The organism is Streptomyces sp. 13-12-16, from assembly GCF_002114215.1.
Classification (GTDB): Bacteria; Actinomycetota; Actinomycetes; order Streptomycetales; family Streptomycetaceae; genus Streptomyces.
The window spans coordinates 1-6,806 of sequence record NZ_NCTE01000411.1; the positions used below are offsets into that span (position 1 = coordinate 1).

Here is a 6,806-nt window from a genome sequence, read left to right on the forward strand (position 1 = left end):
GGGAACGGGCGACCCCGGCGGTCGCCCCGCCCGCGCCGGCCAGCCACCAGGACACGGCGTCCGGGTAGGCGCCCGGGTACAGCGCGGCGCAGGTCTCCGGCAGTGCCGCCGCCGGGGCGGAACCGTCGGCGGCGCCCCCGGACGACAGGTCCTCCAGCAGGGCGCGCAGCAGCAGCGGGTTGCCCGCCCCGGCCCGTACGCAGTCGGCCACCCGGTCGGATGCGGCCTCGGGGAAGGCGGCGCGGACCAGGCCCGCGGCGGCGCCGGCGCTCAGCGGGGCGAGGGTGTGGGTGCGGACGAGGGCGGGGGAGAGCCCGTGGGCGATACCGGCGCCGGGCGGATCGATGTCGTACTGGCTGCGCTCGGTGACCACCAGGAGCACCGGCAGCCCGTCGACGAGCCGGACCGCCTCCGCCAGCCAGCGGCGCGAGAGCGGGTCGGCGGCGTGCACGTCGTCGACCGCCACGAACAGCGGGGCCTCGGCCGCGTACGTCTCCAGCAGTCGCCACAGCAGCGCGGACCGTGTCCGGTGGTGCGCGGCCCGGGAGGTGCCGGGGTCCGCCGGGGGGTCGTCGACGAAGTCCGCCTCCGCGCCGAAGAGCTGGTGGACGACGCCCCACTCCGTACCGCTGTTCTCCGGGGCGCAGCGGGCCCGCAGCACCCACATGCCCCGGGCCGCCGCCTGCTGCGCGGCGGCCCTCAGGAGGGCGGTGCGGCCGGTGCCGGTGGCACCGCGCAGCAGGAACAGGCGGCCCGAACCCTCACGGGCGCGTTCGGCCTCCGCGGCCAGCGTCCGCAGGGCGTCGTCCCGTTCGCTGAGGGGTTCCACTGAGGGCAACGGTTCCTCCTGGGCCGGGGCGGATCGTGGACGTGCGGGGCAAGGGCGGGTGACGGGGGCGGATCTCACGGGTGACCGGACGGGACGGCGGCCGGCCCCTCCTCGGAGGACGTGAAACGGGCCCGGCGGGTGCCCCGACGGACCGGTCCGGTCGGCCTGTTGAGGCAAGAAACGCGAACAGGGGGCGAATCCTTGACACAGGTATGGACGAAGCGCACCGGGTCGTGTTCCATTCCCGCAGAGCCGGACCCCGTCCCCGGGCCCGGCCGAAAACCGCGGGGCGCGGAGCACGGCCGGGGGTGTCCGGCGTGTGCCCGGCCGGTGAGCGGTGCGCCTGATCTCGTGGTGCATCTCGTGGTTCTCCACGATTGCCCGCGTCCCACCCGGCACAGGAGTGTGTGACCGAAGCATCGGACGCGGACACCACAGCGGTGCCCGCAACTCGGGTATGGGGAATCGGTTGCACAGCTCGTTCGGAACCTCGGAAACGGCCCCGGCCGCCGGGCAGGGGACCCGGATCCCGGTGGTGGTCGACGCCCCGGACCCCATCTCCCGGGCCGGCGCGGCCAGTGAACTCCGCCGGCACCCGGTCATCGAGCTGGTGGAGGACGGACGCCCCGGTCCGGACACCGTGGCCCTCCTCATCAACGACCACCTGGACGAGGGCCTGTTGGCCCGGATGCGCAAGCTCGTGCGCAGTGACGGCAGCCGTGCCGTGCTCGTGGTCGGCGCGATCCGCGAGAACGAACTCCTCGACGTGGTCGAGTGCGGGGTCGGCGCGATCGTCTGGCGCCACGAGGCCACCGCGCACCGGATGGTGCGCGCCGTCGTGGCGGCCTCCCGGGGCGACGGGGACCTCCCCGGTGACCTGCTGGGCCGGCTGATCAACCAGGTGGGTACGCTGCACCGCACCTCGGCGGGCCACCCCGGCGGCCCCTCCTCCGGCCTGACGGCCCGTGAGGCCGACGTGCTGCGCCTCGTCTCCGAGGGCCTGGACACGGGAGAGATCGCCGGAAAACTCTCGTACTCCGAACGTACGGTCAAGAACGTGTTGCACGGCATCACCACCCGGCTGCACCTCCGCAACCGCGCGCACGCCGTCGCGTACGCCCTTCGGGAAGGTTACATCTGACCGAACAGGCAACCGAATTCACCCTCTCGGGCAGCCCGTCGTGCCCGCTCCCGTCCCAGGGGGCGGGCACGGCACCGCGCGTCCACGGGCACGATCGGTGGAGCCCGGCGGCCCGGTGGCACGACAGCCGGTGAGCCGGTGAGCCGGTGAGCCGCACCACGGCAGAGCAGGAGTACGACGGTGATCCACGAGGTGGACGAGGTCCTCAAGGGGCTTCTCAGCAGCGGCGCCCTGGCCGGATCGGGCATCGAGGTGTCGCTGGACGCCCCGACCCGGGACTGGGCGGCCCGCCGCAACGCGCCCGCCCTCAACGCCTACCTCTACGACATCCGCGAGGAGGTCTCACGGCGCGAACGCGGCGCGGTCCCGGTCACCGACGGCAGCGGCCAGGTCGTGAAGCGCCGTCTGCCCCCGCGCTGGTTCCGGCTGTCGTACCTGGTCACCGCCTGGACCCGGCAACCGCAGGACGAGCACCGCCTGCTGTCCGCCGTACTGGCCACGCTGCTGCCCCGCGAGATCCTGCCGCCCGCCGAACTTCCGGGCGCGCTGGGCGCGCTGGGGCTCTCCGTGTCGCTGTCGGTGGCCGGCACCCAGACCGAGTCGCGGTCGCTGGCCGAGATCTGGTCCGCGCTCGGCGGTGAACTCAAGCCGTCGCTCGACCTGGTGGTGCTCGTCCCGTTCCCGTCCTTCCCCGAGTACGACGCCGGCCCGCCGGTCACCGAGGGCGCGGTCGTACGGGTCCGCTCGGTCGACGGCGCCCAGGACGACTCACCCGGTCGCGGCCACCGTCCGCACCACGTCGAGCAGGGGAAGCGGAACCGTTGAACGACCACCTCCACGACCCGGCCGAGGCGCTCCTGGAGCGCGTCACACGGCTCCGGGAACGCGTCGCCCTGCTGGTCGAGCACCGCACCGCCGGCGACCCGACCGCCGACGACCCGCTCCGCGGCCTGTACCTGTCCGAGGAAGCCGTACGGCACCACCTCCACGCCACCCCCGCCCCGCCGTTCCCCGACGGGACCGGGGACGACGGGACCGGGGACGACGACGAGCCCCCCGGTGACCGGCTCGGTCCGCTCGCGCGGCGGCTCGGTCTGCGCCCGCTGGAGGTCTCGGTGCTGCTCGTGGCGCTCGCCCCGGACCTCGACCGCTCCTTCGAGCCCCTGTACGGCTACCTCAACGACGACGTGGGCCGCCGCCGCGCCACCACCGGGCTCGCGCTCGACCTGTGCGGCGCCCCCGTGCACCGGCCCGAGGTCCGCGCCGTCTTCCACCCCTCGGCACCCCTGCGGTCCCTGGCCCTGCTCGACGTCGACGAACCGGAACGCCCCTTCCTCAGCCGGTCGCTGCGGGTCCCGGGCCGGCTCCTCGCCCACCTCCTCGGTGACGACACCCCGGATCCCTCCCTCACCGGGCGGGTCCGCCCGCTCACCGTGCCGTCCACCGCGGACACGCCCGGGGACGACACCTTCACCGGGCGGCTCGCCGCCCGGCTGGCCGCCGCCCCGCTCACCGTCTACCTGCGCGAGCACCGCGAGGGCGAGGGCCTGGCGCACGCCGCGCGGGCCCTCCCCGACGGCGCCCTGCACTACGTCCCCCGGGGGCCGCACACCGGGGAACCGCTGGCCGCCCTGCTGCGCGAGGCCCGGCTGCGGGACCGCGCCGTGGTCGTCTCCCCGCTCCCGGACGACCCGGGGGCACTCGTGCGGGCACTGTCGGTGCCCGATGTGCCGGTGGTGTTCACCGGCTCCCGGCCGTACGACCCGCAGTGGTGCGACCACGACCCCCTCGTCCTGGACGCCCCCCGGCTGGGAGCGGGCGCCGTGGACACCTGGGCCGCGGCCCTGGACGACGGGGCGGAACCCGGTGCTCGTACGGGCACGTCCGCCGGCCCCTCCGGCCCCCTCGGCTTCGACCTCGCCGCCACCGTGGCCCCGTACCACCTGAGCACGGACCGGGTGGCGCGGGCCGTACGGGCCGCCCGGCGCCTCGCCGCGTTCGACGGCACCGCCCTCACCCCCGGCCACCTCAGGCTCGCCGCACGCCAGCAGTCGACCTCGGGTCTCGAACAGCACGCCCGGCGGATCCGGCCGGCGGTGACCTGGGACGACCTGGTGCTGCCCGAGGCGCCCCTGGACCAGCTGCGGGAACTGGCCCGGCGGGCCCGGCACCGCGACCGGGTGCTCGGCGACTGGCGGCTCAGCGCCGGCGGCGGCCGGGGCCGGGGCGTGCTGGGGCTGTTCGCGGGCGAGTCGGGCACCGGCAAGACCCTGTCCGCCGAGGTCGTCGCCGCCGAACTGGGCCTGGACCTGTACGTCGTGTCGCTCTCCTCGATCGTGGACAAGTACGTCGGCGAGACCGAGAAGAACCTGGAGCGCGTCTTCTCCGAGGCGGACCGCACCGACGCCGTCCTGCTCTTCGACGAGGCGGACGCGGTGTTCGGCAAGCGGTCCGAGGTCAAGGACGCGCACGACCGGTACGCCAACATGGAGAGCGCCTACCTGCTCCAGCGCCTGGAGTCCTTCGACGGCATCGCGCTGCTCACCACCAACCTGCGGGCCAACATCGACGAGGCGTTCACCCGGCGCCTCGACCTGGTGGTCGACTTCCCGTTCCCGGACGCCGGCCAGCGGCTCGCGCTGTGGCGGCACAGCCTCTCCCGCGTGCCGTGCGCGGACGGCGTCGACGCGCACGGGGTGGCGCGGGACTTCGAGCTGGCCGGCGGTTCCATCCGCAGCGCCGTGGTCACCGCCGCCTACGCGGCCGCGGACCGGGGCGGACCGGTCAGCACGGCCGACCTGCTGGAGGGCGCGCGACGGGAGTACCGCAAGGCGGGGCGGCTGGTGCCGGGCGAGGGCACCTGGTAGCCGCCCCGGCGGGGGCGGCTCACCGCGGGGTCAGACCGACTGCCGCTGCCACTTCTGGTTGGGCGTGCCCCCGGGCTTCCACAGGTGCAGCCCCGTGCCGTTCGCGGTGCCGCTCCACATGGCGTCGACGCACTTCTCCGACTGCGGGTTGACGAGGTACGACTCGGCGCTCGTCACGAAGGTCTGGGCGGGGTTGCCGCTGCACCGGGCCACCTGGATCAGGGCGCCCTCCTCCACGGAGCCCCAGGCCACGTCCATGCACATGTCCATGGAGCGGACGGTGCCGTCGCCCCGGAAGTCCCACCGCTGGTTGGCGGCCTCGGGGTCGCAGTCCTGCAGCACCAGGGCGGTGCCGTCCTGCGCCTTGCCCTTCTTCAGCGGGACGGTGATGCACCGGTTGGACCCTTCGCCCACGATGAGGTCACCGACCAGTGCGGCCGGCTCGTCCTCCTTCTCCTGGCCGCCGCCGGACTGCTCCTCCTCCTCCTCGGAGCCCGCGCCGGCCGAGTCCCCGGTGTCCGCCGGCTTCTCCTGTTCGGGCGCCTTCTCCTCCTGCGAGGGCGCGGCGCTCGGCAGGGCGGCCGGCGCGGACAGCGCGGGGCTGGGGGCGGGGATCGCACCGGCCTCGGCCTGCGCCATCTGCTCGGTGGCCAGGGAACGGACGTCGGGCTTGTACGTCAGCCAGATCACCACGAACGCGACCGCCAGCGCCACCGTCATCGCCAGCACCGTGGCCAGCCATCCGGGCAGGAAGCCGCGCTGGACGAACTTCCCCTCCACGCCGAGCGGATCGACGCCCGACCGCTGGACCGCCAGCGTGTACGGGCGCTCCTGCTTCGAACCGAACCAGATGATCTCCCGCGGCTTCAGCCGCGCCTTGACGAACACCGCCCGGCCGGGCTCGATCTGCACATTGCCCGGATCCAGGTCGAACGAGAGCTGGTCACCGTTGTCGCTCCCGCCGATCGACGCGGTCACCCTCGTGTTCCCGAGGTTGTCCACCGCCAGCTTCGGGCGCCCCCGCAGCCGCCCCTTCACCACCGGCGGCACCAACTCGGCCCGCACCTCGGTGAACGGGGTGACCGTCACGTTGCCCTCGGGTACGGCCGTCGCCTCGGGGTGCTCCGTCGGCGTGATCCGCACCGCGTACGGATGCGGCCCGGCCACCGCGTCCGGCGTCCGCGGCACGGCGAACGACACCTCCACCGTCCCCGTGGTCCCCGGGTACAACCGCAGCGACTGCGGCTCCACCCGTGTCCACGGCGCGAGATCCCCCACCGGCTCGAACCGGTACTCGTCCACCACGTCACCGGTGTTGCGCACCCGCAACCGCACCGTCGTGCCGCCACCGGGATCCACCGTCGTCGACGCCGGCTCAAGAGAAGTCCATAGGGTCACGCATCGACGTTACGGGGCGCGCCCCGAGGGGTCAGGAGACTCCGAGGCAGGGCCGGCTGCCCGGAAAGGCACCCGGCTGCCAGGGCCTCCGGGGCGGGGAACGGCCTTCGGGGCAGCCTCGGGGGCGGACACGGCGTGCCCTTGCCCTTCCGGGCAACGGCGGTGCCCCGGACACGGCACTCGCAGACGTTCCGGGTGGCGCGCCGCGCGCGCGAGGCTGGGTACAGACCTGACTCGTACCCCGAGGAGAGCAGAGCATGCCGTCCTACCTGTCGCCGGGCGTCTACGTCGAGGAGGTGGCCAGCGGCTCGCGCCCCATCGAGGGAGTGGGGACATCGGTGGCGGCCTTCGTCGGGCTCGCACCGTCCGGCCCGTTGAACGAACCGACCCTGGTGACCAACTGGACCCAGTTCGTCGCCGCGTTCGGTGCCTTCACCGACGGGTACTACCTGGCGCACTCCGTCTACGGCTTCTTCAACAACGGCGGCAGCGCGGCCTACGTGGTCCGCGTCGGCGGCGCCCCGGGCGGTGCCGCGGGCGAGGCGTCCGGCGCCCCCGCCGCGGTGACCGG

5 protein-coding genes and 1 pseudogene are annotated in these 6,806 nt (G+C 74.5%); 4 read left to right on the forward strand and 2 right to left on the reverse strand.

Annotation, left to right across the window (positions count from 1 at the left end; translation table 11 throughout):
* Positions 1 to 838 (reverse strand): ATP-binding protein (locus B7767_RS16710; RefSeq protein WP_256923469.1); only part of this gene is annotated, 838 nt, incomplete at its 3' end.
* A 448-nt stretch (positions 839 to 1,286) separates the two neighbouring features.
* Between B7767_RS16710 and B7767_RS16715 the strand changes: the two genes are divergently transcribed.
* The 3 genes from B7767_RS16715 to B7767_RS16725 all read left to right on the forward strand — a co-directional run bounded on the left by B7767_RS16715 (position 1,287) and on the right by B7767_RS16725 (position 4,837).
* Positions 1,287 to 1,970: a response regulator transcription factor gene (locus B7767_RS16715; RefSeq protein WP_085572888.1), complete on the forward strand. Its 684-nt coding sequence runs from the start codon at positions 1,287 to 1,289 to the stop codon at positions 1,968 to 1,970.
* Positions 1,971 to 2,150: 180 nt separating this feature from the next.
* A complete protein-coding gene (locus B7767_RS16720) occupies positions 2,151 to 2,795 on the forward strand; it encodes a DUF4255 domain-containing protein (RefSeq protein WP_085572889.1) in 645 nt (214 codons plus the stop codon).
* Positions 2,792 to 4,837 carry an ATP-binding protein gene (locus B7767_RS16725; RefSeq protein WP_085572890.1) on the forward strand — a complete coding sequence of 682 codons (2,046 nt, stop codon included), beginning with the start codon at positions 2,792 to 2,794 and terminating at the stop codon, positions 4,835 to 4,837. The genes B7767_RS16720 and B7767_RS16725 overlap by 4 nt, the downstream gene beginning before the upstream one ends.
* 30 nt (positions 4,838 to 4,867) lie before the next feature.
* On the opposite strand, the gene B7767_RS16730 is transcribed toward B7767_RS16725, so the two are convergent.
* Positions 4,868 to 6,235: a ricin-type beta-trefoil lectin domain protein gene (locus tag B7767_RS16730; protein ID WP_085572891.1), complete on the reverse strand. Its 1,368-nt coding sequence runs from the start codon at positions 6,233 to 6,235 to the stop codon at positions 4,868 to 4,870.
* 257 nt (positions 6,236 to 6,492) lie between these two features.
* Here B7767_RS16730 and B7767_RS16735 point away from each other — a divergent pair.
* Positions 6,493 to 6,806 (forward strand): annotated as a pseudogene (locus tag B7767_RS16735) (phage tail sheath family protein); the annotation flags it as partial.

Coding starts and splice junctions, on each gene's coding strand:
- B7767_RS16715 (WP_085572888.1), top strand. CDS start 1,287: ATGGGGAATCGGTTGCACAGCTCGTTCGGAACCTCGGAAACGGCCCCG.